Origin of the sequence: Nocardioides sp. GY 10113, assembly GCF_004919105.1 — a bacterium.
Classification (GTDB): domain Bacteria; phylum Actinomycetota; class Actinomycetes; order Propionibacteriales; family Nocardioidaceae; genus Nocardioides.
On the sequence record NZ_STGK01000003.1, the window covers coordinates 129,220 to 151,288 of the forward strand.

Here is a 22,069-nt window from a genome sequence, read left to right on the forward strand (position 1 = left end):
AGGACGCCATGCACGGGAACTTCTCACAGCTGATCATCGAGGCGCCCGGCGCCAGCCGCGTGCTCCAGCAGCAGGGCCGGGTCCTCCTCGATGCCGACTGGAACGCCGCCGGCGCGGTGCTGCTGAGCGCTCAGCGCCACCTCGCCGCCGACCTGATCGGTCCCCACGGCGGTCCCGCTTCGGAGCTGGGCTTCGCGGTGGGCCTCGCGGACGTGGACGGCGACCCGGACCTCGCCATCGGCGTCGGCGTCTACTACGTCGACGGGATCCGGGTGGCGGTCGCGCCGCGCCCCGACACGGAGCCGCTGACGTGGCGCCGGCAGCCCTACCCCCCGTGGCCGGACCGCTCCGAGCCTCCGGCACTGCCGGAGCCGCCGTACCTGGTCTACCTCGACGTCTGGGAGCGCCACGTCGACGCCGTCCAGGACGACGGCCTGCGCGAGGTCGGCCTCGGCGGCCCGGACACGGTCTCCGTGGCGCAGATCGTCTGGCAGGTCCGGGCGGCGACGGTCGACCCCGACCTGCTCGTCGGGTGCCAGAAGTTCCCGGTGGAGGAGTGGCGAGCGGGCCTGGTCGGCGCCCGGCCGCGGCTCCGGGCCTGGGCGGGGCGGGCGGAGGAGGACGACGACCCGTGCCTGGCGGCTCCGGACTCCGGCTACCGCGGGGTGGAGAACCAGCTCTACCGCGTCGAGATCACCGACGTCGACGGCGAGGGGGCCGCCCGGTTCCTCTGGTCGCGCGAGAACGGATCGGTCACCGCGTCCTGGCTCGCCACCGACGGCGACCGGCTCGTGGTCGCCGGGATGCGCGACCGGGTCCTCGGCTTCGCCCCCGACGACTGGCTGGAGCTCACCTGGGACGAGCTGGAGCTGGCCGGCGTGCCGGGCCCCCGGGTCCGGGTGACCGCGGTGGACGGGGGGCTGGTCAGCTACGCCGACGCCAGCGGCACGGTGCCGGCCGACCCACGGCTCCTCGCCCACCCGGTGGTGCGCCGCTGGGACGCCCGCCGGCGCACCGGGACCACGCTGCACGCCGGCGCGCTCGACGTCGTCGAGGGTGAGGAGGAGAGTGGGCGGGTGGCCCTCGAGGACGGCATCTCGGTCCAGTTCCTCCCGCCCGTGGACGACGCTGTCGCGACCCGCTACCGGGTCGGCGACTACTGGACGATCCCGGCGCGGGTGGCCACCGGCGACATCGTCTGGCCGCGCACCCGGGGCGAGCCGGACGCCGTCGGTCCCCAGGGCGTCGAGCACCACTACGCGCCGCTCGCCGCCGTCGGGGCCGACGGGAAGGTCACGGACATGCGCCGCTTCTTCACAGCGCTCGCCAGGTGCCGATGACCGGGCAGCGCTCCGCGCGGACCGTCGACCCGGCGCGTGCGGCGGGGCACGGACGCCGGCGGTCGCCGGCGCACCCCGCGCCGCGGCGCGCCGTGGCGTCGAGCGGTCGACCGGTCGGGGAGTCGTTGGTCGGCGTTCCGACCGGCCGCGCGATGCCCGCGCTCGTCCAGCGGTGCGGCGGCCCGCCGCAGGCCGACGAGTCGTTGGTGCAGCGCTGCGGGACCGGCTGCGCGGCGCACGACGAGCCGCCGGTGCAGCGCGCCCCGGAGCAGGGAGCGGCGCTGGTGCAGCGCTGCAACGGCGCCCCCGAGCCCTGCCCGTGCCACACCGCCGCACCCGAGGACGTCGCCCGGCTTGACCGGCACGGCGGCGGCCCGCCGCCGGAGGCGCTGCCGGCCGAGGTCGGTGCGGTGCTCCGCGAGCCCGGCGCGGCGATCCCCGAGGGGCTGCGCTCGCGGCTGGAGGAGGGCTTCGCCGGTCGCCTCGACGCGATCACGCCGGCACCGTCCCCGGGGCGCTCCCGCGTCAGCGCGCCGGGCGACCCGTCCGAGCGGCAGGCCGACGCCCTGGCCCGCGAGGTCGCCTCCGGCCCCGCGGCGACCTCCGGGCCGCGGCCGGACTTCTCCGGCGTGCGGATCCACACCGGCCCCGCGGCCGGCCGCGCCGCCCGCTCGATCCAGGCCTCGGCGTACACGGTCGGGCAGCACGTGGTGCTCGCGGAACCCGCGGCGGACACCGGCTCCGGGCGGGCGCTGCTGGCCCACGAGCTGACCCACGTCGTCCAGCAGGCCCGCAACCCGGCGCTGGCCGCGGGTGCCGTGAGCGGCGCCGTGCAGCGTGCCTGCGGCCACGACGGGAAGCCGACCGGATGCTACGCGGCGCCCTCGCTGGGCAAGATCACCCTCACCGACCCGTCCGGCGGCAAGCAGGTCCACGACATCGGCGACGTCGTCGTGGATAACATGCAGCAGCGGTTCGGCGGACGGTTCCTGCCCCGGGTGACGGTGCCGGCGTCGGCCAAGAGCACCGCGCACGGCTTCGTGGACGGGCTGAAGGTGACCCAGGGCTCCAGCCTCCAGGTGGAGATCGTCGAGGTGAAGGCGCGCAGCAGCCTGGGCGGCGGCTGTGCCCTGGCCGATGCCGAGGCCGAGGGCTACCGGGTCGCCCTGTCCGGGATCGCCGCCGACTTCGTCGCGGTGTCGAAGGGGCTCGCCAAGGCCGGCGGGCTGCGGGTCGGGGAGAAGCAGAAGCCCAACGCCGCGGCACGCCAGCTGCTGCTGGACGTCGGCGCGACCGGCACCAACCCCGGCCGGTGGCGGGCCTGGACCTTCTACAACAGCGTCCAGAACCGGTTGAACACCACCTTCACCGCAGCGTTCGACGGGCTGGACGTCGCGGTCAACAAGGACGGCACACCGGGCACCGAGTACGTCGCCGGCGGGCCGTGGACGATCACCTGCCGCCGGCGGGGCAAGGCGGTGCCGGGCACGACCACCCTCGTCTACGAGGTCAGTGGCAAGGGCGGCGCCAGCTACGGGTGCAACAAGAGGTGCTCCGACACCGACGAGGAGCGCAAGAGGCCGCAGCCCGCCGCCGACGCGACCAAGCGCCGGTCGACGGACCAACGGCTCCGGCAGGAGGGCGACGAGGAGGATGTCCGGGAGCCGGGGGAGCAGCCCCGCGTGCCGGGCAAGCAGCCCGCCGACCAGCCGGGCGACCAGCCCGTGGTGCCCCCGGTGCGCGCGCCGGGGCAGCAGCCGGGCGACCAGCCCGCGGCGGCCCGCGGGGGTGACGACGCCAGCCGGATCACCGACCTGCTGGTGGCCACCGCCGTCCTCAGCGCGGCAGCCGTGGGGGTCCGGGAGGTCGCCAAGCGACGCGCGCTGGAGAAGGCGTACCAGGCGACGACGGCGGAGATCGCCAAGCGGGGGGCACCGCAGCTGGCCAAGGCGATCGGGATCAACGGGGTCAAGCTCGGCAGCCGCCAGCTGTCCGCGAAGTTCGAGAAGGAGGCCGTGGAGGCGCTCGCCAAGGACCTGGAGAAGCAGGCGGAGAAGCAGCTGCTGAAGCAGGCCGAGAAGAAGGCGGCCAAGGGGGTCGCCAAGGGGGTCGCCAAGAAGGTCGCCGGCAAGGTCCTCTCGCGGGCCGTGCCGTTCCTGAGCATCGTCCTGGTCGCCAGCGACGCGCTGGCCATGGCCGACCACGTCGCCAAGGGCGGCACCATCGAGTTCGGGCTGGGCAAGCCGGAGGCCGACCTGAAGGGCGACACCGACATCAAGTCCAAGGGCAACAAGGGGGGTGCCGCCGCGGGCGAGCTGAAGGACACCAAGATCGACGTCACCACCACGGGGGTCCCCAACGTGTCGGGGACCGCCGAGATCCAGACCGAGAACGTCACCATCACCGGCTCGGTGACCGGCGACGGGACGCCGGTCACCGTCGCGTTCAAGACGAAGCTGAAGAACACCACCATCACCATCAAGCACGGCGGGGTGATCAAGGGCGGCAAGGTGGTGCTCGGCGGGGAGACCACCATCAGCGACTCACAGATCGAGATCGACCTCCCGCCCGGAGCCACCGTGGCCGCCTCCGACAAGCCGGTCACGCTGTCCGGCCAGAAGCTGAAGGTCACCAAGGTGGGCACCGGCGGCAGCGGCGGCGCCGAGCAGGGCAAGGAGGGCGCCGGCGAGGGCCTCGCCAAGCCGACGGAGAAGCCGGGCGGGAAGGCCGAGGAGCCGCCCAAGGTCGACGACGAGCACCTGAAGAAGGTCAGCGAGGAGACCCGCAAGCGCCTCGACGCCGCCGGACAGGCGACCAAGGACCTGGTGGTCGCCCTGCTGGTCACCGGCACCGGGAAGGGGGTGCACGCCGACGACAAGGCGGTCGGGGCCATCCTCAAGAAGCTGGCGGACGCGAAGGCCACCGACGCCGAGCTGGCGGAGCTGAAGAAGCAGATCAGCGGCCGTGCCGAGTCGCTGGATCAGCTGCTGGCCGACCTCGACGCCGGGATCAAGGGCCTGCGCGGCAAGGGGGGCAAGGGGGACGACGCGGAGAAGGCCGGCGCCACGAAGGACGAGGGCGCCGAGGCGTCCACGGCCCCGCCGAAGACGCCGGCCCCGGCCGCGCCGCCGCCGAAGCCGGTCGACCCCAAGGACCGCAAGTTCCAGGGCCTGCCGCGCCAGGCCATCCGGGTGAGCACCCCCAAGGACGAGAAGGTGGGGGCCGTCATCGACACCGCGCCGGCGTGGGGCAAGCGCAACGGCGTGCCGTGGGAGGCCACGGTCAAGGTCGAGATCACCGCCACCGGGATCAAGATCCTCGGCTCCAGCAAGGTCCGGACCCCCACCGGGACGCTCGACCCCTGGTTCGTGAACGACGAGCTCGTGCAGCTGCGCCGCGGGAAGCGGAAGCGCTGAACGGGCCGGCGACCACGGGCCGGCGACTACTCGGGGCCGCCGGGCTCGATCTGCTGCGCCAGGTACTGCTGCAGGCCGACCCGCTCGATCGCGTCGAGCTGGCTCTCGAACCAGTCGGCGTGCTTCTCCTCGTCCAGCACCATCTCCTCGAAGACGCTGGCGGTGCCGTGGTCGCCGAGGTCGTGGCACTCCTGGGCGGACGAGTTGAACTGGGCCACCGCGGCGCGCTCGCTGACCAGCGCGAGGTGCAGCATCTCCTCGGCGGTCTCGCCGACGGTGATCGCGTTCAGCTTCTGCAGGTTCGGGTGCCCGTCGAAGAGCAGGATCCGGTTGATCAGGTCGTCGGCGTCGCGCATCTCGTCGATCGACAGGTCGTAGAAGACCTTGCCGAGCTTGCCCAGGCCCCAGTTCTCGAGCATCCGGGCGTGCAGGAAGTAGGTGTTGGTGACGGTGAGCTCGAACGTCAGCGCGTCGTTCAGCAGGTCGACGACACGGGAATCAACTGGCTGCACCTTCGACCTCCAGGATGGTCTGTTCGACCTCCTGATGCTGGCACACGAGCGCCTTCACTGTGAAGATGCACGTCCCGCAGTCCTGGGCGGCGCCGGTACGGCGGCAGACGGCCGCCGTGGTCCGGGCGCCGTCGCTGATCGCCGCGGAGACGTCGCGGTCGCTGACGACGCGACAGTGGCAGACGATCACGGGCTCTCCAGGGAACGAGGCGGGAAGTGAGGTAAGGGTAACCTCGCCTCGCTCGCCCACCAAATCGTTGCGACGTAGGTCACATCGTGCGGTGTCGGCCGGCACTCCCGCCGGCTCGCGCGTCAGGCGGTCGGGACGCCCGCGGCGGCCAGGTCGACGAAGCCGCCGCCGTTGACCACGTCGGTGAAGCCCAGCTCGACCATCCGCGCGACCGCGCCGCCGGCCCGGTTGCCCGAGGCGCAGTAGACGACGTACGACGCCTCCCGGTCCAACCTCGCCAGGCCGGCCTCGAAGCCCGGCCCGCTGACGTCGAGGTTCACGGCGCCGGCCAGGTGGCCCGCGGCGTACTCCTCCGGCGTCCGCACGTCGATCGCGACCGCCCCCGCGTCGAGGGTCGCGGCCGCCTCGGCCGGTGCCACGATCGCGGTCGGGTCGGCGGCGGCCGGTGCCGACACGGCGCTGCTGGTGCTGCTGCCGCCGCCGTCCGCGGTGAGCGCGTCGACGCTCTGCCAGGCGGTGTAGCCGGCGACCGCGACCAGCAGGGCGGCGAAGCCCAGGGCGAGCTGGCGGGCGGGCAGCCGCGAGGCCACCTGCTTGCCGAGCACCGAGGCCACCATGGCGGCGAGCGCGAACGGCACGACGACCTGCCAGTCGATGGCCGGTCCGCCGATCCGCGACACCAGCGAGGTGCCGGAGTTGATCGCCACGATCATCAGCGACGTGCCGACCGCGATCGGCAGCTCCAGGCCGAGGACGAGCACCAGCGCGGGCACGATCACGAAGCCGCCGCCGACGCCGAAGAAGCCGGTCAGCAGGCCGACGCCGAGCGCGGTCGCGCCGACGGCCAGCGGTGAGGCGGAGGTGCGGGTGGACTGCCCGGTGCGGGCGAGGGTGGCGACGCCCCCGCCGTCGCCCGGGCGCGGTGCGCTCGGCTCGGGGGCGCCCCGTCGGCGGCCGCCGACCCGGTCGGAGATCATCGCCGCCGCGGCGAGGACCATCAGCGCGGAGAAGCCGAGCAGCAGGACGTTCTCGTCCACGGTGTGGTTGAGCCGGCTGCCGATCCAGGCGCCGGGCAGTCCGATCAGGCCGAAGGTCAGGCCGACCCGCCACTGCACCTGGCGGCTGGCCACGTAGGAGGCGACGCCGGTCAGCGCGGAGGCTCCGACGATCACGAGGCTGCCGGTGGTCGCCGCGGCGGCCGGCTGGTCGAGCAGGTAGACCAGCGCCGGCACGGTCAGGATCGCGCCGCCGCCGCCCAGGCCGCCCAGGACGGCGCCGATGGCGAGGCCGAGCAGGACCGCCTCGAGCAGGGTCGCGTCGAGCACGCCGGTCACCCGTCCTGGCCGTGGCCCGGCACCGCGACCAGGTCGAGCCCGGCGCCGTGCCAGGCGATCACGCCGCCGGCCAGGTTGACGACGTCGACGCCGGCCGCGGCCAGCGCGGTCGCGGCCTTCCGCGACCGGTTGCCCGAGCGGCACACCGCGACCACCCGTACGCCGGAGGGCACCTTCGCCGGGTCCAGGTCGCCGAGGCGCATGTGCACCGAGCCGGGGATGTGTCCGGCGGCCCACTCGTCGTCCTCGCGGACGTCGAGGAGCAGGGCGCCCTCTCCGACCAGCGCGAGCGCGCGGGTCGGGTCGACGTCCTCGACGGGGGTCGGGGTGGCGTCCGGGGTGGGTGCGTGCGTCATGCGGATCTCCTTGGCTGACGGCCCGCGGTGACGCTGGCCTCCAGGTGGTGGGGGCGGGTGAGGTCGGTGACGAGGCCGAAGCGGTCGCCGCGGACGACGGTCTGGCGCCACTCGACGGGTCGCCCGCCGAGCTCGCCGAGCCGGTCGATGGCCAGGGCGGCGGTGCGGTCGGGGATGTCGAGCAGCACGCGCTCGGCGGTGGTCGGCACCACCGCGCGGATCTCCTCGCGGCCGCCGGTCAGCCGTACGTCGCAGCGGGCGCTGAGCTCGCCGTAGAGGGAGGTCTGGGTGAAGTCGGCGTCGAGCAGCGGGGCGGCGATGCTGGCCGGGAGCCAGGCCCGGTCCATCGCCAGCGGCTCCTCGTCGAGCAGGCGGATCCGCTCGAGGTAGATCAGCGGGGTCGACTCCTCCAGGCCGAGCCGGGCGGCGACGGTGCCGTCCGCCCGCGCGTCCAGCGCCCGGACGATGCTGCGCTGGCTGTGCCCGCTCTCCTGTGCGGAGGCGAAGATCGAGTAGAGGGTGCCGGCGGGCTGGGCGATCTCGGCGCTGGCCACCCGCGGCGCGCGGCCGCGGCCCGCGTCCAGCAGCCCGCCCTCGCGCAGGCGGCGCAGTGCCTCGCGCACGGTGTGCCGGCTGACGGCGTACTGGTCGACCAGGGCCATCTCACCGGGGAAGGAGTCGGTGAACTCGCCGGCGCGCAGGCGGCGCTCGATGTCGGCCTGGACCTGCGCCCACAGGGGCAGCGCGCTGGCGCGGTCGACGGGGCGAGCGCGGGGGTGCTCGGGGACCACGGGTGCCTCCTGTGTGCGTTGGACTCGGGGTGGGTATCCGGGGCTTGTGGGGGTTGCCCGCGGCTCCTACAGTGAAATGTACGTACATCCGTACAGCGCCGCAAGAGCCGCGCGCTATTCCCGACCCGGGAGGACGAATGCTCCAGGTAGAGGTGCTCGAGACGAGCGAGCTGGGCGACCGCAGCTACGTCGCGCACGACGGCGCGGTCGCGATCGTGGTGGACCCGCAGCGCGACATCGACCGCGTGGAGGCGGCACTGGCCGACCGCGGCCTGCGCTGCGCCGCGGTCGTGGAGACCCACATCCACAACGACTACGTCACCGGAGGCTTCGAGCTCGCCCGCCGCACCGGCGCGGACTACCTCGTCAACGGCGACGACCCGGTCCAGTTCGACCGGCTGGCCGTCGGCGACGGCGACACCCACGAGGTCGGCGGCCTGCGGATCACCGCGCTGGCCACCCCCGGGCACACCGTCACCCACCTGTCGTACCTGGTCGAGGAGGCCTCCGGGGACGAGCCGGCGGCGGTCTTCACGGGAGGCTCGCTGCTCTACGGCTCCGTCGGCCGCACCGACCTGGTCGACGTCGAGCGCACCGAGGAGCTGACCCGCGCCCAGTTCCACTCCGCGCGGCGGCTGGCCGAGCTGCCCGGCGACGTCCGGGTCTTCCCCACGCACGGCTTCGGCAGCTTCTGCTCCTCGGGCTCGGCGTCGGGCGGCGACTCCTCGACGATCGCCGACGAGCGGCTGCGCAACGACGCCCTCACGGCGGCCGACGAGGATGCCTTCGTCGAGACGCTGATCGCCAACCTCACCGCCTACCCGGCCTACTACCGGCACATGGCGCCGCGGAACCTCGCCGGCCCCGGCCCCGCCGACCTCAGCCCGCCGACCGCGATCGACCCCGCGCGGCTGCGCGCGAGCATCGAGGCCGGCGAGTGGGTGGTCGACCTGCGCAGCCGGACCGCGTACGCCGGGCAGCACCTCGCCGGCACCGTGGGCATCGAGCTCGGCGACCAGTTCTCGACGTACCTCGGCTGGCTGATGCCCTGGGGCAGCCCGTTCACCCTGATCGCCGACTCGGCCGAGGAGATCGAGGCGGCCCAGCGCCAGCTGGTCCGGATCGGCATCGAGCGCCCCGACGGCGCGGCGATCGGCCCGGTCGCCGACCTCGCGGCGGACCCGGGCCAGGTGGAGGACTACGCCACGGCCACCTTCGCGGATCTCGCCGCGCTCGGGCCCGAGCAGCGGGCGCGCATCGTGGTGCTCGACACCCGGCGCGACGACGAGCGGAAGGAGGACGCGGTCAGCGACTCCATCCACGTGCCCATCCACTCGCTGCTGGTGCGCATGGACGAGATCCCCGACCGGCCGCTGTGGGTGCACTGCGCGAGCGGGTTCCGCGCCTCCATCGCCGCCAGCCTGCTGGCCCGCGCGGGCCACGACGTCACCCTCGTCGACGACGAGTACGACCGGGCCGTGGAGCTGGGGCTGACCTGACCGGAGCGGCGGGGCGGTGTCGAGGCTCGCTTCGCTCGCACCTCACCCACCGGACTGCCGGTGGTTGAGGTGCGAGGCGCCCCGGCGCCGAGCCTCGAAACCACCGTCCCCGGCTCGCGGTCAGAAGGGGACGCGCTCCTCGTGTGCCGAGCGCACCAGCCGGAGGACCGCGGCGAGCCGTGCGCGCAGGCCGGTACGGCGGGGCGCCCCGGCGGGGACGGCCGGCTGCTGCTGCTCGCGCGCGGTCGTGGTCACCGCACCATGAGAGCAGACCGCCGCGCGCCGCCGTGACCGGTCCCGGGGAGCGGACGCCGGTCGGGGTGCGAGACTGGACACATGCCGCTCCGCTCGCTGCGCCACGTGACCTCGCCCGTCTTCGACGCCGCCCAGCGGCTGGGGGCGCCGGCGCCCGCTCCGCGCCACCTCACGCTCGGCGGCGGGGCGCTCCCGGTCGCCGGCTCCGCGCGGGTCTATGTCTGCGGCATCACGCCCTACGACGTCACCCACCTCGGCCATGCCTCGACCTTCGTCTGGGCCGATGTGCTGGCGACCGTGCTCGACCTCACCGGCGCCGAGGTGCGCACCTGCCGCAACGTCACCGACGTCGACGACGTGCTGCTCGACGCGGCTCGGCTGCGCGGCGACCACTTCGACGAGCTGGCCCTGATGCAGGAGGCGATCTTCGACCAGTCGATGCGCGCGCTGCGGGTGGCCACGCCGTCCGAGCAGCCGCACGCCCGACACCACATCGACGCCGTGGTCCAGCTGGCCCAGGCGCTGCTGGACGCCGGGGCGGCGTACGAGAGCGAGGGCACGGTCTGGTTCCGCGGCGCCGGCGTCGCCGAGCGCACCGGGCTGGACCGGGAGCGGCTGCTCGCGCTGTCGGCGGCGTACGGCGACCGCCCCGACGACCCCGCCAAGGCCGACCCGTTCGACGTCGCGATCTGGCGTCCGTCGGTCGACGAGCAGCCCGCCTGGCCCAGCCCGTGGGGCTGGGGCCGCCCGGGGTGGCACGCCGAGTGCGCCGCGATGGCGATGGCCGTGCACGGGCCGAGCGTCGACGTGCTGGTCGGCGGCGAGGACCTGGCCTTCCCGCACCACGCCTACCAGTCGGCGATGGTGGAGGCCGTCGCGCGGGTCACCCCGTTCGCGCGGGCCGTGCTGCACGTCGGCGAGGTCCGCATCGACGGCGAGAAGATGGCGAAGTCCACCGGCAACCTGGTGCTCGTCGACGACCTGCTCCGCGACGTCGCCCCGGCCACCCTGCGGCTGCACCTGCTCCACCGCCGGTACGCCGATGCCTGGGACTTCGACGCCGACGGGCTCGCCGCGACCCAGGACCTGCTCGACGCGCTGTACGCGGCGGCCAGCAAGCCCGGCGCCGGCGACCCGGTCGCGGTCGACGACGCGCTCCGGGCCGACCTCGACGTGCCGGCCGCCGTCGCCGCCGCGCTGGAGCAGGGCGGGGAGTCCGCCCGCCGGCTGATCAGCGTGCTCCGCCTGGCCTGACCCCGCTCGACTCAGGTCGCCTGGATCGCGTCCAGCACCGCCAGCTTCGTCGAGCGGCGGGCCGGCACGAGCGCGGCGAGCACGCCCAGCAGGACGCCGGCGACGAGGATCAGCACCAGCTCCAGGACCGGGACGCTCGGTGCCACGGTCGCGGAGCTGAGCCGGTTGATCGACAGCACCAGCAGTACCGCGACGACCAGCCCGGAGACCAGGCCGCTGAGCGTGCCGAGGACCGAGATCAGCACCGACTCCAGAGTCACCATCCGCCGTACCTTGGCGTCGGTCATCCCGATGATGCGCAGCAGGCCGAGCTCGCGGCGCCGCTCCAGGATGGAGAGCGACATGGTGTTGATGATGCCGATCAGCGCGATGATCACGCTCATCAGCAGCAGGCCGGTGACGGCCTTGATGAGGAAGTCGAAGATCCCGCCGATCAGCTGACCGAGCGAGTTGCCGGCCTGGACGGTGATGTCGGGGCGCAGGTCGGCGATGTCCTCGATGTCGCGCTTGGTCTTCGACTGGGCGCCGGAGGCCACGTCGATGAACGCCACGGTGGGGGCCACGTCGCCGACGAGGTCGTCGAAGGTCGCCGGGTCGGCGATGGCGCCCACCTGGGCGGCGTCGAGGCTGAGCGCGAGGACCGCCACGACCTCCAGGTCGCGCTGCTGCCCGTCGGTGTTCTCGACGCTCACCGTGTCGCCGACCCCGGGCCCCGGCTTGCCCGGCTCGCCCAGGTCCAGCAGCGCGATCGTGCCGGGGCCGAGGTCGTCGAGCGACCCGTACTCGGCCTCGAGGTCGGAGACGTCGGCGATCGCGTCGATGTCGCCGGAGGAGATCGCCAGCGGGTCGCCGTCGACGACCACGGGCTCGCGCCGGAAGGGCACCACCTGCTCGACGTCCTTGACGTCCTCGAAGTCCGCGATCAGGTCGTCGTCCACGCTGCCGCCGTTGCTGGTCACGATGTAGTCGGCCGACTGGAGCTTGTTGATCTCCCCGACCGCGAAGTCCTTCATGCTGGTGCCGGCCACCCCGACCAGCGTGACCAGGAAGACGCCGATCAGCAGCGCGTTGGAGGTGGTCGCGGTGCGCTTGGGGTTGCGCACGGAGTTGTCGACCGCGAGGCGGCCCTCGAGCCCGAACCGGGAGAGCGCGGGGCGGGCGAGCCGGGCGCCGCCCTTGGCGATGTGCGGGGCGCCGACGAAGAGGCCGGCCATGAACGCGACGATGCCGCCGCCGATGGTCCACAGCCCGCCGCCGAAGGCCATGCCGGCCAGTCCCGCCAGGACCAGGACGAGGGCGATGAGCCCGCGGGTGCGGCTGAGCACGTTGCTCTCCACCGCGGCGTCGCGCATCGCCTCGATCGGCTCGGTCTTCGCCGCCCGCCGGGCCGGGATCATCACCGACACCACGGTGATGACGGTGCCGAGGAGGATGCCGCTGAGGACGTTGGAGAGTCCGATGGTCGTGGCGCTGCCGGGGAGGCTGCCGCCGGTGATCCGGAGGACCAGGTCCAGCAGCAGGGTCAGCGCGAACCCGGCGACGACGCCGAGCACGGAGCCGACGACGCCGATGACCAGGCCCTCGGTGCGCAGCGACCGCTTGAGCTGGCGCGGGGTCGCGCCGATCGCGGCCAGCACCGCCAGCTCGCGCAGCCGCTGGGCGACGATCACGCTGAAGGTGTTGTAGATGACGAACCCGCCGACCAGCAGCGCCAGGATCGCGAAGGCTCGGAGGGCCTGCTTGAGCACGGTGCCGAACGACCCGGCGCTCTTGCGCTGGTCGGCGCGGAACTCCTCGCCGCTCTGGGCCTGGAAGCCGGCCGGCACGACGTCGGCGACCTCGTCGACGAGGTCGGCCTCGGCGCCGGAGCCGCGCAGGTAGTAGGTCTCGTAGCTGGTGTGGCCGTTGTTGAGCCAGGCGAAGGCGTCGTCGGGGCTGATCGAGACGGTGCCGTTGCTGTCGATGGCGGCGGAGTCGCCGAAGGAGGTGATGCCGACGATCGTGACGTCCTGCTTGCCGGCCAGGGTGAGGAGGGTGACCTGGTCGCCGACCGCGAAGCCCTCGTCCTCCGCGAGCCCCTTGTCGACGGCGATGTCACCCGAGGACTCGGGGGCCTCGCCCTCGTCGACGGTGAGCGGGTTGAGCTCCTCGTCGGTCACCCAGAGCCGGCCGGCGGTGTTGCTGGCATACGCGTCGCCGTCGTCGCCGAGGAAACCGACGGTGCCGGTGACGATCCCCGCCCCGCCCTCGATGTCGGGCAGCGCGAGCAGCTGGTCGACGACGCGCTGCGGCACCCGCAGCTGGTCGCCGGTGCCGGTGGCGTTCTCGACCGACGGGCCCTCGTCGGGGATCACCGCCACCGAGACCGCGCCGTACTGGGTGTCGACGTCGCCCTCGAAGGAGTCGATGACGCGGTCGGAGATGAAGCCGACGGCGGTGTAGAAGCCGACGCCGGTGATGATCGCGATCAGCGTGGCCAGGTAGCGGCCCAGGTTGTGCCGGACGCTGCTGAGGACGAGCGTGAACATGCCCGGCCGCCCTCAGCCCTCGAAGCGCTTCATCCGGTCCAGCACGCGGTCCGCGGTGGGCGCCTCCATCGAGTCGACGATCTGCCCGTCCTCGAGGAACAGCACCTCGTTCGCGTACGACGCCGCGTGCGGGTCGTGGGTGACCATCACGATCGTCTGCCCGGTCTCGTCGACAGCGCGCCGCATGAAGGTGAGGATCTCGATGCCGGTGCGCGAGTCCAGGGCGCCGGTCGGCTCGTCGGCGAAGACGATGTCGGGGCGGGGGACCAGGGCGCGGGCGACCGCGACCCGCTGCTGCTGGCCGCCGGAGAGCTGGCTGGGCAGGTTGCCGAGCCGGTCGGCCATGTTCACCGTGGCGACGACGGTGTCGAACCACTCCTGGTCGGGCTTGGTGCCGGCCAGGGTGAGCGGCAGCAGGATGTTCTCGCGCGCGGTCAGCGAGGGGATCAGGTTGTACTGCTGGAAGATGAACCCGAGTCGGTCGCGCCGCAGCAGGGTCAGGTCGTTCTTGCTCAGCTCGGAGATGTCGGTGTCGCCGATGAAGGCCGAGCCGGAGGTGAGCCGGTCCAGGCCGGCGACGCATTGCATGAGCGTGCTCTTGCCCGATCCGGACGGGCCCATGATCGCGGTGAACTCGCCCTGCGGGAAGTCCACCGTGACGCCGGCCAGGGCGTGCACCGCGGCCTCGCCGGTGCCGTAGGTCTTGCGGGCCTCGACGGCTCGCGCCGCCACTCGGGTCGCCTCGGGTGCAGTGGTCACGCGCGCCTCCTGGGCCGTGGCCCGTCGGGCGGGCCGCTCGGTGCGGTGCTGTCGGAGATCACACCCTCCCGTGGATCGGCGCTGGAGGGAAGACCCGTCGACCCAGCCTGACCTGCCGGGGGAGCGCCCGGGGGAGCGCCCGGGGAGCGCCCGGGGGAGCGCCCGGGGGAGCGCCCGGTCAGCGCGGGGGCGGGAGCAGGGTCAGAGCCACGCGCCCAGCTCGGGCGCATCGACGAGGGCGTGGGGCCGCCCGGTCAGGTACGCCGCCAGCTGCGGGAGCGGGCCCTCCGGCAGGCGGGGGAGGTCGCGCTGGTGGGCGACCTCGGCGACCAGGGCACCGAGGAAGTCCGCGGGCAGGTCGGCGAAGCCGATCCCGGTGCCGAGGTCGACGGAGTGGATGAGGACCTCGCGCGCCCGCATCCAGGGGAGCGCGGTGCCGCGCACCCGCTTGCCGTTGCGGGCCTCCACCTCCGCGGCCCACTGCTCGTCGGTCAGTCCGGCCAGCGCGGCGTCCAGCGCGGCCGCGGAGTCGACCAGCCAGGCGCGGAGGTCGTCCGCGGACCGGCGGGCACCGGCCTCGATGTCGGCCGTGCGTGCCTCGGGGGAGGCGTACATCGGGGTCGGCTCGCCGGTCCGGGCCCAGTGGGCGAGCCGTCCGATCGCCTCGGCGTTGAGCGCGACGTGGGCCACCACGTGCTTGCGGCTCCATCCCGGCAGCGGGCTCGGGGCCCCCATCTCGTCCTCGTCCAGTGCGGCCGCGGCGGCGGTGAACAGCTCCGTGCCGTCCGCGACCCAGGCCAGCGACTCGCTCAGCGGGTGCGTCATGGGGTCAGGCTACGTGGCCGGCCGCCCGGTCGGGCCCGACCAGGCGGCTCATCGCCACGCCGGTGATGACCGCCTGCACCGCGGCCATCACCACCCCGGCGGCGACGCCGATCAGCACGCCGAGCGCCGCCGGCTGCCCCGGCCGCCACAGCGGCGTGGCGATCACCAGGAACGCCGCGAGCGCCGCCAGCCAGGCCAGGGCGGCGGCGGGCACCCAGCGCCAGGCCCCCGGCAGGCGCCGGCGCAGCTCCAGCCACTGCGCGCCGCCGATGCTGACCAGCAGCACCAGCCCGCCGAGGCCGGCGAGCGCCCAGGCGAGGGCCGCGCCCGGGCCCGTCGGGTCGTCGTACAGCCCCTGCGCCCAGGTGGACGGCGCCATCCCGAGCGCGTAGGCCGCCACCGCCGCCAGCGCGGTCAGCCGCGTCCAGCGGCCGGGGTCGAGCCCACCGAGGACCCGGCGCAGCACGGTCGCCTGCCCGGCGCCGAGCAGCGCGCCCTCGAACGCCCCGGCGGCCAGCAGCGCGCCGAGCAGGAGCGGCCACGGCGCGTCGGCCAGCAGCGCGCCGACAGCCGCCGGTACGGCGAAGCCGACCGCCTCGCAGAGGGTCACCAGCGCGACCCAGAGCCGCAGGAAGGTGCGGCGGTCGAGGCCGGCGCGCGGGCCCAGGTCCGCGGTCAGGCGGAGGGTGACCAGGTCGTCGCCCGGGTGGTGGGCGACCACGCGCGCCGTCGCGGCCCGCCACCGCCCGTCCGCCCAGACCTCGACCGCCGCCGGCGTCCGGAAGTGGCGCCACCAGCGCTTCTGGCTGGCCTGGGCGGCGACGATGTCGGCGCCGTCGGCGTCGCGCTCCCACTGCACGGGGAGGACCACCGGGCGGCCGGCCTCGGACCGGTAGCGCAGCGCGGTCAGGTGTCCGTCGACCAGGCGACCCCAGGGGGAGCCGACCAGTCGCAGCGCCATCCGGTTCACCCGCGGCGTCCCCGGGGCCGCCCGGACCCCCTCACCCTCCGCCGCGCCCGCCACCCCCCGAGACTCCCACGCGGTGACCACCGGCGTCAGCCCCCGGCGCGCGCGTCAGCGGAGCGCCGCGAAGGCGTCGTACACCATGTACGCCGGCCAGAAGATGCCCTGGAAGATCGCGTAGGCGTGCTCCCAGAACCCGTCGGCGGCCATCCAGAAGTAGACCCAGGCGCCGAAGATGCCGAGGCCGTAGAGCGCGCCGCCGCTGGCGTTGGAGGCGCCGGCACCCCTGCTGTCCGATCCCATCACCCGCTCCTTCCGTCGTCGGCCCTTCCGTCGTCGGCCGGGTCCCGCTTCCAGCGTCCCGGCTCCGGCCCGCCGGCGTCAGGGACGGAGGTCGCACCGGTGGGGACCTTCGCCCGGTCCGATCCGGCGCCCGCGGGTGTTGGCTGGAGGGTGAAGGAGTGCATCGGAGAGGAATCGTGCCCAAGGAGGCGTGATGAGCACCTCAACGCAACGGGCCCGGGGACCCGTCCATCTCGAGGGCCACCTCGACGAGGGCCAGAGCCGATGGCTGTGGCTGGTCAAGTGGCTGCTCGTCATCCCCCACTACATCGTGCTGTTCTTCCTGTGGATCGCGTTCGCCGTGACGACCGTCGTGGCGTTCTTCGCGATCCTCTTCACCGGGCGCTACCCGCGCTCGATCTTCGAGTACAACGTGGGCGTGCTCCGCTGGAGCTGGCGGGTCGCCTTCTACGCCTACAGCGCGCTGGGCACCGACCGGTACCCGCCGTTCACGCTGCAGGACGTGCCCGAGTACCCGGCCCGGCTCCGGGTCGACCCGCCCGGGGAGCTCTCCCGCGGGCTGGTGCTGGTGAAGTGGTGGCTGCTGGCCATCCCGCACTACCTCGTGGTGGCGTTCTTCCTCGGCGGCGGTTGGTACGCCGCCAACAGCGTGGACGAGTGGGGCTACGGGGGACCGGGCCTGATCGGCCTGCTGGTCTTCTTCGCCGCCGTGGCGCTGCTGTTCACCGGCCGCTACCCGAAGCCGATCTTCGACCTGGTGCTCGGGCTCAACCGCTGGGTGCTGCGGGTGGCGGCGTACGTCTCGCTGATGACGGACGAGTACCCGCCGTTCCGACTGGACATGGGCGGCGACGACCCCGAGCCGCCGCTGGTTCCCGGGGAGCCCGACAGCGCCCCGGGCGCGACGGCGGGCGGTGGCACGGCGGTGGCGACCGCACCCGCGCCGCCGGGATCACCGCAGGAGCGGCCCGCGTGGGGTGCCGGTCGGGTGGTGGCGGTGGTGCTCGGCTCGGTGCTCCTGCTGACCGGCGCCGGGCTCGGCGTCGCCGGCCTCGGCCTGGGCTTCGCGCAGGTGGGCCTGCGCGACTCCGGCGGCTACCTCGCCTCCGGCGACGAGTACCTGTCGACGCAGAGCTACGCGCTGGCCTCGGACAGCATGGAGATGACGTACGACGGGCCGGACGCGCTGCTGGAGAACATCCTGGGTGACGTCAGGATCACCGCGGAGGCGGACGGGACGGAGCCGCTCTTCCTCGGCATCGGACCGACCGACGAGGTCGACGCCTACCTGGCCGGGGTCGCCCACGACACCCTGACCGACTTCACCGGCACCGACCGCGACCCGGTCTACCGGCACTCCGACGGCTCCGCTCCGGCGGCCGCCCCGGGCACGCTGGACATCTGGGCCGCCTCGACCAGCGGCACCGGTGAGCAGGAGCTGACCTGGGCGCCGGAGAGCGGCGACTGGACGATCGTCCTCATGCAGGCCGACGGTCAGCAGGGTGTCGCCGCCGACGTCAGCGTCGGCGCGGAGCTGCCCGTGCTCGGCTGGGTCGCGGGCGGGATGCTGGTGACCGCGCTGCTGGTGCTCGGCGCCGGGATCGTGGTCGTGGTGCTGGCGATCGCGGTCCGTCCGCGCTCGCCGGCCGCGCCCGCGCCGCCGACGACCGTCTGAGCGGTCGCCGGCGACCCGCGAGCCGGGTGGGGCGATCAGTTGGCCGAGGAGGCCACCTGGTCGCCCCACGCTGCGCGGGCTCCGGAGTCGCCCACCCGGTAGACCTGCACCGAGGTGGCGAGCGCGGCGACCAGCGCCAGCACCCCGACCGCCCGCAGCGCGACCGGGCGGTCGAGCGCGGAGGAGGCGCTGTCGGCCCTGGTGACCTCGCGGGTCACCTCGCCGGCGTCGGGTGCGGAGGAGTCCGGGCGGCGTCGGTCGAGCCAGACCAGGGCGGCGCCCAGGACCAGCAGCGGGATCGCGAACCAGATCAGCTGGTCGCCGAGCTCGGCGTGCTCGCCGGGGTTGCCGACGTGCTCCTCCAGCGCCTCGCCGCTGGAGGTCGCGATCGGGATGAGGGCGGTGGCCAGCGCGGCGCAGGCCACCACCAGCAGGCCGTAGCGGCGGCGCAGGCGGGAGCTGACGGCGATGGCGATGGTGCCCAGGCAGGCCAGCGGGAGCAGGACGACGACCGCGTGCACCACGAGCGGGTGCAGGGGCAGGCCGTTGACGAGGTCGAACACGGGCGGGTCTCCTGTCGGGTGGGTGGTCCCGGCCGGGCGGCCGGGGGGTCAGGGGTGGCCGGGGTGGCCCCGGGGTGGCCCCGGGGTGGCCGGGGATCAGCGGGCGTGGGCGGTGGACCGCTCGAGCCGCAGCGCGAGGACGGGGCAGGCCGCCACCGCGCGGCGGGCGTCGCGGAGCTCGGCGAACCCCTCGCCCATCTCGCGCTCGCGCAGCACCGGGAAGCCGTGCTCGTCCAGCCAGATCGCCTCCGGCAGCAGCTGCGCGCAGAGCCCGTGGCCGTCGCAGCGGGTCCAGTCGACCTCGAGCCTCATGCCGCCCTCCTCGGGGTGGGGTCGGTGGTCGGCAGGGCGCCGAGCAGCGGCCGGCCGCAGTGCCCGTGGGCGCGGTGGACGGCGATCTCGGCCTCCAGCACGGGCAGCGCCGACGCGACGAACGCGGCCGCTCCGTCGGGGTGGGCGCAGGCGCCGCGGCCGGGCAGCAGGCCGGCCCGTCGGCGTACCTCCTCGGTGGTGAGGCGGCCCGCGGCCAGCTGGACCAGCGCGTCGGCCACCGAGGGCAGCCCGAAGTAGCAGGGGCCGCACTGGCCGGACGACTCCGAGGCCAGCCAGGCCGCCACCGTGGCCACCTCGCCGAGCGCGCAGGTGCCCTGCGGCAGCCGAGCCAGCACGCCGGCATTGAGCGGCACGCCGGCCTGGCGCAGCGCCGGTCGGCTGACCGTCAGGTCGCCGGGTCCGGCGACCCAGGTGCCGTGGTAGCCGCCGACGAGCACCGGCGCCGCCTCCCCGTGGCCCGCGCCGACGAGGGCCGCCAGCGGCAGCCCGGTCGGCACCTCGACCACGCCGGCACGCGGTACGTCGCCGAGCAGGGTGAGCAGCGTGGTGCCCGGCTCCTCGGGGGTGCCGACCGCGGCGTACTCCTCGACGCCGAGGGTGAGCACCAGCGCGATCTGGGCGAACGTCTCGGCGTTGGAGGCGAACGTCGGCCGGCCGTCGATGCCGTGCTCGGTGGGGAGGGTCCGGCGGCCCGGGGGGACGGCCGGGCCGCCGGAGAGCGCCCGCACCACCGACCGGACCTCGCCGGCGACGAAGCCCTGGTCGTGCGGGACGAGACGGACGCTGCGGGCGTCGGGGCGCTCGCGCAGGGAGACGGCCAGCGAGTCGTACGCCGCGGGGTCGGCGACCACGACGGTCACCTGCTCGGTCTCCAGGGCCCGCGCGATCGCCAGCGCCCCGTCCAGGACCAGGTGCGGCGCCAGGGAGAGCAGCGCGCGGTCCTTGCGGCTGGCCGGCTCGCCCTCGGAGCCGTTGACCAGCACGTGGGCACGGGCGCCGGTCCGCATCCCGCGGAGCTTGGTGGCGACCGGGAACCCGGCGCCGCCACGGCCGAGCAGGTGGACCGCGCCGAGCATCCGGGCGAGCCCGGCCGCGTCGGGCAGGCGGGGCATCCCGTGCACGGCGCGGTGCCGGGTCAGATCGACCCGGCCCTGGGTGGTGCCGGCCAGCAGGCGGGCCGAGCCCCAGGCGGAGGCCGGGACGGGGCCGCCGGCCGCGGCGGGCGGGGTGCTGGTCCGCGTGGTCATCGGGTTCCTCCGGTCAGGGGTCGGCGGGCGGTCGTCGGTACCTGGACCGGCCGGCGGACCCCCTGGCGTGCGCGGGGCAGCGGGTCGTCGGCGTGCGCCAGGCCGGCGATGACGCGGGCGGCGACCGTGCCGACGACGACGGTCGCGCAGCCGCCGTAGAGCAGGACGGCCCAGGGGGTGCCGCTGTCGGTGCCGGCGAGCACGCCGTGCGCCATCGCCAGCACCCAGGCGCCGTACGCCGTCAGGTGGACGCCGCGCCAGGTGCGGGCCGCCGCCTCGCTCGCCGCCATCCGGCCGCGCAGCGCCCCGGTGAGCGCGAGCACGACGAAGCCGTAGCCGGCCAGCGTGCCGAGCCCGAGCGCCGGGCCGCGGTAGCCGGCGGTGAAGGGCAGCAGAGCCCCGCCCGGCGTCACGTCGACGTAGTGGTCGGCGACCAGCAGGCCCGCGTGCAGGGCCAGCATCGCCAGCGTGAGCACGGCGGCCGAGCGGTGCACGAGCTGGGCGAGGACCCTGGCGTCGCCCCGCGATGCCGTGCCGGCGGCACCGAGGGCGACGGTCAGGGTGGCCGCGAGCACCGCGACGAAACCGGCCGAGCGGGCCAGGAACCACAGCGTCATGCCGCTACCTCCCGGTGCGGCCAGGTCGCGGTGGTGAGCACCGTGCCGTCGGCCCGCACCAGGCGCGCGGGGCGGCCGCCGAGCCGTGCGGCGGCCTCGTCGCCCCAGACCAGGGCAGCGGTGCTGAACGTGTTCGCCTCGACGCAGGTGGTGCCGAGCACGGTCGCGGTGCGGACGGCTCCGTCGGTGGGGCGTCCGACCCGCGGGTCGATCAGGTGGTGGCGCTCGCCGTCGGTGGTCTGCCAGCGCCGGGCCCGGGTCGAGGAGGTGGCCACCCCGCCGCGGAGCAGGTCGACCACCTCGCCGGGCTCGTCGGCCCGCTCGCTGACCAGGACCGGCCACGGCCGGCCCTCGGTCGGGCCGGTCCCGGGGCCGGTCCGGGGGCCGCTCACCGCCACGTCGCCGCCGAGCGCGACGAGCGCCGGCAGGCCGAGCAGGTCGTGCAGTCGCCGGGCGGCCTCGTCGGCGGTCCAGGCCTTCGCGGTGGCGCCGAGATCCAGCGCCAGCCCGGCCGGTACGCCGACGCGGACGAGGTCGGGGTCCACGCGGACCGCCGAGTGGTCCGCCCGCGGGGCCGGCCGTGCCCCGGCGGGCGGCGTCGGGGGTGCGCCGCTCCCGTGCGGTCCGCCCGGGGCGCGCAGCTCATCGATGTCGGCGACGTACCCGGCGGCCAGCAGGTGGCGTCCGACGGTGGGGTCGCAGGCGCCGTGGGTCGCCCGGGCGGCCTCGAGCGCCACCTGCACCAGCTCCACGGTCAGCGGTCGCACCGGCACCAGCCGGCCGGCCCGCTCGTTGACCCGGGCGAGGTCGCTGTCGCCGCGGAACCGGCTGGCCGACAGCGCCACGTCGTCCATCAGGGTCCGCACGGCGCGCTCGACCCGCGTGGCCAGCGCCGGGACGGGCGCTGCCGTCGCCGGCAGGCCGTCGGCCAGGACGACGCGGACCGCGCAGGACCAGTCGCGCCACTCCAGCGCGCTCATGAGGCGTGGCTCCCCGCGACCGCGCCGCCGCTGGACTGGTCGGACCGGGCGGACGGGCTCGAGACGGAGCCCCCGCCGTCGCCGGCCCGGTCCTCGCCGATGCCGGTCTGCGTGGTCCCGGTCTGCCCGCTGGCGGAGGTGGTCGCCTGGGCGGTCGCCAGGGTCAGGAGCCCGGTGGCCGAGGCGGCGGCGATCAGCACCCCGGCCGTGGCGATGCGGCCCCGGCGGAGGAGGGCGTCGCGTGTGGTCATGCCCCGAGACTCGCCGGGGGCGGCTTAGCCACCCCCCAAGCGAACCTCAAATCGGCCTCAAATCCTCGCGCGAGCCG

General features: G+C 74.9%; 22 protein-coding genes. 5 read left to right on the forward strand and 17 right to left on the reverse strand.

The features are described 5' to 3' along the window. Nucleotides 1–8 precede the first annotated feature (8 nt). Both E8D34_RS05005 and E8D34_RS21030 read left to right on the forward strand, forming a co-directional pair. Nucleotides 9–1,340, forward strand: coding sequence for a DUF6519 domain-containing protein (locus E8D34_RS05005; protein WP_136593509.1), 1,332 nt, complete (start codon nucleotides 9–11; stop codon nucleotides 1,338–1,340). Nucleotides 1,341–1,492: 152 nt separating this feature from the next. After that, a complete protein-coding gene (locus tag E8D34_RS21030; protein ID WP_206056559.1) occupies nucleotides 1,493–4,756 on the forward strand; it encodes a DUF4157 domain-containing protein in 3,264 nt (1,087 codons plus the stop codon). A 26-nt stretch (nucleotides 4,757–4,782) separates the two neighbouring features. Here E8D34_RS21030 and bfr read toward each other — a convergent pair whose 3' ends face one another. The 5 genes from bfr to E8D34_RS05040 form a co-directional block, all read right to left on the reverse strand. Beyond that, nucleotides 4,783–5,268 carry a bacterioferritin gene (gene bfr, locus E8D34_RS05020; RefSeq protein WP_136593510.1) on the reverse strand — a complete coding sequence of 162 codons (486 nt, stop codon included), beginning with the start codon at nucleotides 5,266–5,268 and terminating at the stop codon, nucleotides 4,783–4,785. Beyond that, nucleotides 5,255–5,458: a (2Fe-2S)-binding protein gene (locus E8D34_RS05025; RefSeq protein WP_136593511.1), complete on the reverse strand. Its 204-nt coding sequence runs from the start codon at nucleotides 5,456–5,458 to the stop codon at nucleotides 5,255–5,257. The genes bfr and E8D34_RS05025 overlap by 14 nt, the downstream gene beginning before the upstream one ends. A 122-nt stretch (nucleotides 5,459–5,580) precedes the next feature. Further along, a complete protein-coding gene (locus E8D34_RS05030) occupies nucleotides 5,581–6,783 on the reverse strand; it encodes a TSUP family transporter (protein ID WP_206056560.1) in 1,203 nt (400 codons plus the stop codon). Nucleotides 6,784–6,788: 5 nt separating this feature from the next. Further along, nucleotides 6,789–7,148 (reverse strand): rhodanese-like domain-containing protein, encoded by a 360-nt coding sequence (locus E8D34_RS05035; protein WP_136593512.1) that lies wholly within the window; start codon nucleotides 7,146–7,148, stop codon nucleotides 6,789–6,791. Further along, nucleotides 7,145–7,939, reverse strand: coding sequence for a GntR family transcriptional regulator (locus E8D34_RS05040; protein ID WP_240771110.1), 795 nt, complete (start codon nucleotides 7,937–7,939; stop codon nucleotides 7,145–7,147). Before E8D34_RS05040 ends, E8D34_RS05035 begins: the two co-directional genes overlap by 4 nt. Nucleotides 7,940–8,076: 137 nt before the next feature. On the opposite strand from E8D34_RS05040, the gene E8D34_RS05045 reads away from it, so the two are divergent. Next, nucleotides 8,077–9,438, forward strand: a complete 1,362-nt coding sequence (locus E8D34_RS05045) for an MBL fold metallo-hydrolase (RefSeq protein WP_136593513.1) — start codon at nucleotides 8,077–8,079, stop codon at nucleotides 9,436–9,438. Nucleotides 9,439–9,558: 120 nt separating this feature from the next. Here the strand turns inward: E8D34_RS05045 and E8D34_RS21500 are convergent, their stop codons facing one another. Continuing rightward, entirely contained in the window at nucleotides 9,559–9,693 is a 135-nt protein-coding gene (locus E8D34_RS21500) for a hypothetical protein (RefSeq protein WP_276606575.1), read from the reverse strand. Between the two features lie 81 nt (nucleotides 9,694–9,774). Here E8D34_RS21500 and E8D34_RS05050 point away from each other — a divergent pair, with 81 nt between their 5' ends. After that, on the forward strand, nucleotides 9,775–10,947 hold the full coding sequence (locus E8D34_RS05050; protein ID WP_136593514.1) for a cysteine--tRNA ligase: 1,173 nt from the start codon (nucleotides 9,775–9,777) through the stop codon (nucleotides 10,945–10,947). Between the two features lie 11 nt (nucleotides 10,948–10,958). On the opposite strand, the gene E8D34_RS05055 is transcribed toward E8D34_RS05050, so the two are convergent. The 5 genes from E8D34_RS05055 to E8D34_RS05075 all read right to left on the reverse strand — a co-directional run bounded on the left by E8D34_RS05055 (nucleotide 10,959) and on the right by E8D34_RS05075 (nucleotide 16,326). Next, nucleotides 10,959–13,475, reverse strand: coding sequence for an FtsX-like permease family protein (locus E8D34_RS05055; RefSeq protein ID WP_136593515.1), 2,517 nt, complete (start codon nucleotides 13,473–13,475; stop codon nucleotides 10,959–10,961). Between the two features lie 12 nt (nucleotides 13,476–13,487). Further along, entirely contained in the window at nucleotides 13,488–14,234 is a 747-nt protein-coding gene (locus E8D34_RS05060) for an ABC transporter ATP-binding protein (protein ID WP_136593516.1), read from the reverse strand. Between the two features lie 201 nt (nucleotides 14,235–14,435). Then, a complete protein-coding gene (locus E8D34_RS05065; RefSeq protein ID WP_136593517.1) occupies nucleotides 14,436–15,059 on the reverse strand; it encodes a maleylpyruvate isomerase family mycothiol-dependent enzyme in 624 nt (207 codons plus the stop codon). Nucleotides 15,060–15,063: 4 nt separating this feature from the next. Further along, nucleotides 15,064–16,020, reverse strand: coding sequence for a hypothetical protein (locus E8D34_RS05070; protein ID WP_206056561.1), 957 nt, complete (start codon nucleotides 16,018–16,020; stop codon nucleotides 15,064–15,066). 114 nt (nucleotides 16,021–16,134) lie between these two features. Then, nucleotides 16,135–16,326, reverse strand: coding sequence for a hypothetical protein (locus tag E8D34_RS05075; protein WP_136593518.1), 192 nt, complete (start codon nucleotides 16,324–16,326; stop codon nucleotides 16,135–16,137). Nucleotides 16,327–16,519: 193 nt separating this feature from the next. On the opposite strand from E8D34_RS05075, the gene E8D34_RS05080 reads away from it, so the two are divergent. After that, a complete protein-coding gene (locus E8D34_RS05080) occupies nucleotides 16,520–18,001 on the forward strand; it encodes a DUF4389 domain-containing protein (protein ID WP_136593519.1) in 1,482 nt (493 codons plus the stop codon). Between the two features lie 35 nt (nucleotides 18,002–18,036). On the opposite strand, the gene E8D34_RS05085 is transcribed toward E8D34_RS05080, so the two are convergent. From E8D34_RS05085 to E8D34_RS05110, 6 genes are all read right to left on the reverse strand, one after another. After that, nucleotides 18,037–18,564 carry a DUF2231 domain-containing protein gene (locus E8D34_RS05085; RefSeq protein ID WP_136593520.1) on the reverse strand — a complete coding sequence of 176 codons (528 nt, stop codon included), beginning with the start codon at nucleotides 18,562–18,564 and terminating at the stop codon, nucleotides 18,037–18,039. A gap of 96 nt (nucleotides 18,565–18,660) precedes the next feature. Further along, on the reverse strand, nucleotides 18,661–18,876 hold the full coding sequence (locus E8D34_RS05090; protein ID WP_136593521.1) for a ferredoxin: 216 nt from the start codon (nucleotides 18,874–18,876) through the stop codon (nucleotides 18,661–18,663). Beyond that, nucleotides 18,873–20,144: an NADH-ubiquinone oxidoreductase-F iron-sulfur binding region domain-containing protein gene (locus E8D34_RS05095; protein ID WP_136593522.1), complete on the reverse strand. Its 1,272-nt coding sequence runs from the start codon at nucleotides 20,142–20,144 to the stop codon at nucleotides 18,873–18,875. The genes E8D34_RS05090 and E8D34_RS05095 overlap by 4 nt, the downstream gene beginning before the upstream one ends. Next, nucleotides 20,141–20,761, reverse strand: coding sequence for a ferric reductase (locus E8D34_RS05100; protein WP_136593523.1), 621 nt, complete (start codon nucleotides 20,759–20,761; stop codon nucleotides 20,141–20,143). Before E8D34_RS05100 ends, E8D34_RS05095 begins: the two co-directional genes overlap by 4 nt. Continuing rightward, a complete protein-coding gene (locus E8D34_RS05105; protein WP_136593524.1) occupies nucleotides 20,758–21,741 on the reverse strand; it encodes an FAD:protein FMN transferase in 984 nt (327 codons plus the stop codon). Before E8D34_RS05105 ends, E8D34_RS05100 begins: the two co-directional genes overlap by 4 nt. Next, entirely contained in the window at nucleotides 21,738–21,992 is a 255-nt protein-coding gene (locus tag E8D34_RS05110; protein ID WP_136593525.1) for a hypothetical protein, read from the reverse strand. The genes E8D34_RS05105 and E8D34_RS05110 overlap by 4 nt, the downstream gene beginning before the upstream one ends. Nucleotides 21,993–22,069 lie beyond the last annotated feature (77 nt).

Coding starts and splice junctions, on each gene's coding strand:
- E8D34_RS05005 (WP_136593509.1), top strand. CDS start 9: ATGCACGGGAACTTCTCACAGCTGATCATCGAGGCGCCCGGCGCCAGC.
- E8D34_RS21030 (WP_206056559.1), top strand. CDS start 1,493: ATGCCCGCGCTCGTCCAGCGGTGCGGCGGCCCGCCGCAGGCCGACGAG.
- E8D34_RS05035 (WP_136593512.1), bottom strand. CDS start 7,148: ATGACGCACGCACCCACCCCGGACGCCACCCCGACCCCCGTCGAGGAC.
- E8D34_RS05045 (WP_136593513.1), top strand. CDS start 8,077: ATGCTCCAGGTAGAGGTGCTCGAGACGAGCGAGCTGGGCGACCGCAGC.
- E8D34_RS05050 (WP_136593514.1), top strand. CDS start 9,775: ATGCCGCTCCGCTCGCTGCGCCACGTGACCTCGCCCGTCTTCGACGCC.
- E8D34_RS05055 (WP_136593515.1), bottom strand. CDS start 13,475: ATGTTCACGCTCGTCCTCAGCAGCGTCCGGCACAACCTGGGCCGCTAC.
- E8D34_RS05065 (WP_136593517.1), bottom strand. CDS start 15,059: ATGACGCACCCGCTGAGCGAGTCGCTGGCCTGGGTCGCGGACGGCACG.
- E8D34_RS05070 (WP_206056561.1), bottom strand. CDS start 16,020: ATGGCGCTGCGACTGGTCGGCTCCCCCTGGGGTCGCCTGGTCGACGGA.
- E8D34_RS05075 (WP_136593518.1), bottom strand. CDS start 16,326: ATGGGATCGGACAGCAGGGGTGCCGGCGCCTCCAACGCCAGCGGCGGC.
- E8D34_RS05080 (WP_136593519.1), top strand. CDS start 16,520: ATGAGCACCTCAACGCAACGGGCCCGGGGACCCGTCCATCTCGAGGGC.
- E8D34_RS05090 (WP_136593521.1), bottom strand. CDS start 18,876: ATGAGGCTCGAGGTCGACTGGACCCGCTGCGACGGCCACGGGCTCTGC.
- E8D34_RS05095 (WP_136593522.1), bottom strand. CDS start 20,144: ATGACCACGCGGACCAGCACCCCGCCCGCCGCGGCCGGCGGCCCCGTC.
- E8D34_RS05100 (WP_136593523.1), bottom strand. CDS start 20,761: ATGACGCTGTGGTTCCTGGCCCGCTCGGCCGGTTTCGTCGCGGTGCTC.
- E8D34_RS05105 (WP_136593524.1), bottom strand. CDS start 21,741: ATGAGCGCGCTGGAGTGGCGCGACTGGTCCTGCGCGGTCCGCGTCGTC.
- E8D34_RS05110 (WP_136593525.1), bottom strand. CDS start 21,992: ATGACCACACGCGACGCCCTCCTCCGCCGGGGCCGCATCGCCACGGCC.